This window comes from Pricia sp. (genome assembly GCF_041745955.1).
Classification (GTDB): Bacteria; Bacteroidota; Bacteroidia; order Flavobacteriales; family Flavobacteriaceae; genus Pricia.
Window position 1 is genome coordinate 1 of record NZ_JBGTHY010000181.1, and the last position, 1,739, is coordinate 1,739.

Genomic DNA, 1,739 nt, shown 5'->3' on the forward strand with positions numbered 1-1,739 from the left:
CACATAGGATGGATAGGCCCATCCCCCGAACCCTTCACCCATGGAAGGGGAGTTTGAAAAATTTCCTTTTTCGTCTTTATAAATATCGGCGCCTGCGCGCGATGCCTCTAAAAGAAAGGCATTTCCATAGTCAAAAAAATAGGTCCCTTTTTTTGAGTGATTGTTTATTGCCGCTACATGTCTTCTCAACGATTCGTGAACCTTTTTCTTGAATGCTTCGGGGTTCCCGCTCATTAAGTCATTCGATTCCTTGAAACTAAGTCCCACGGGATAATAACCACCGCCCATCGGATTGTGCAAAGAGGTTTGGTCAGAGCCCAAATGGATAGATATATTTTCGGCATCGAAGCGTTCCCAAACATCGACCACGTTACCGATGAAAGCGAGGGAAACGGTTTCGTTATTTTTGGTAGCCGATTTTACTCTAGAGACCAGATCATTCATCTCGTCAACGAGTTCATCTACCCAGCCCTGTTCATGTCTTTTTTTCGCTGCCGCGGGATTGACCTCTGCGCAAATTGTAATACATCCGGCAATGTTTCCGGCTTTGGGCTGGGCCCCGCTCATACCGCCCAGGCCGGCGGTCATGAAAATCTTTCCCGTGGGAGTTTCATCCTTCCTTAAAACTTTTCGAAATGCGTTCATAAGGGTAATGGCCGTACCATGAACAATGCCTTGAGGACCGATATACATGTACGATCCCGCGGTCATCTGGCCATATTGGGTGACGCCCAGTGCATTGTATTTTTCATAATCATCGGGTTTGGAGTAATTGGGAACCATCATGCCATTGGTAACCACTACTCTAGGGGCTTCTTTTGAAGAAGGAAACAACCCCATTGGGTGGCCTGAATAGATATGCAAGGTTTGGACTTCCGTCATTGTGGCAAGGTACTGCATGGTCAACACGTACTGGGCCCAATTTTGGAAGACGGCACCATTGCCACCATAGGTAATGAGTTCTTCAGGATGCTGTGCCACGGCGGGATCCAGATTGTTTTGGATCATCAACATGATGGCCGCTGCCTTTGAAGTCTTGGCGGGATATTCCAAGATAGGCCGTGCGTAGATTTTATAGTCCGGTTTAAACCGGAACATATAGATTCGACCGTATTTGTTCAGTTCCCCCGCAAATTCCTTGGATAGCTCCGAATGCCAAACTTCGGGGAAATAGCGCAGCGCATTTCGAATGGCCAATTTCTTCTCTTCCAGGGATAAAATTTCCTTGCGTTTTGGGGCATGGTCCGCATCTACCTTATATTTTTTTTTGGTGGGAAGTGCCACCGGGATGCCCTGAAGTATTTGTTTTTTAAAAGTCATTTTCTAAAAAAATTCTAGTGCATACTACGACAAGCTCGGTAACCGAGTGTCAAGCTCAAAACTAACTCATAAGCCTGCCGGCAGGCAAGCAGGTCTGAACCCATAAAATCATTTGTGCTTATCAAAAACCAATTCCCCTTTTTTCCATACCATGCAGGGTTTCAGATTTCCCTGATGGTATAAAATCTCCTTGTAATTATTGGTATGGAAAATAATAAAATCGGCAAGAAATCCTTTTTCCAATTTCCCTCGATCTTCCAATTTCAGTGCCGCTGCCGCCCGAACGGTGATTCCCGCCAGAACTTCCGCATTCGACAGTTTTTCAAAAGCTCCCAATACGGCTGCCTGCGTCAAGAGATCCCCCATAGGTGCCGAACCCGGATTGTGGTCGCTGGCGATGGCCAAAGCTCCACCGGCAT

1 protein-coding gene and 1 pseudogene are annotated in these 1,739 nt (G+C 46.6%); both read right to left on the reverse strand.

What is annotated here, in order from left to right; translation table 11 throughout:
- A pseudogene (locus ACEW8S_RS06405) lies at nt 1–1,320 on the reverse strand (urocanate hydratase); the annotation flags it as partial.
- A 108-nt stretch (nt 1,321–1,428) separates the two neighbouring features.
- On the reverse strand, nt 1,429–1,739 hold a 311-nt coding region (locus ACEW8S_RS06410; protein WP_373517346.1), incomplete at its 5' end, for an amidohydrolase family protein.